Origin of the sequence: Pseudomonas sp. 51_B, assembly GCF_017491595.1 — a bacterium.
Lineage (GTDB): Bacteria > Pseudomonadota > Gammaproteobacteria > Pseudomonadales > Pseudomonadaceae > Aquipseudomonas > Aquipseudomonas promysalinigenes.
Map to the genome: position 1 here is coordinate 1 of NZ_JAFGYW010000573.1, position 244 is coordinate 244.

The window sequence follows — 244 nt, forward strand, 5'->3', positions numbered from 1 at the left end:
TTTGAGTGCGCATTTCGATGAAACGACACTGCAACGCATCCTCGATATCAGCGCCACCGAGCAAAGCACCTTACGCCGGGTGCTCGCGCAGAATCTAAGGCTGCCGGCGTTGCTCGAAGACACGCTGGATGAGCTCGCCGTGAAGGGGCAGGGATGGCTGAAGACGCTCGTAGGCCTGGGTGAACAGTGCAGGCAAGGCTGGGTTGCCTGGCGTCTGACGCACGCCCTGGTCGAGCTTGAAGCG

General features: G+C 61.1%; 1 protein-coding gene. It reads left to right on the top strand.

Features of this window, described 5'->3' with window-relative positions:
• The coding region (locus tag J5M56_RS26235; protein ID WP_207938219.1) for a hypothetical protein at positions 1-244 on the top strand (244 nt) is incomplete at both ends.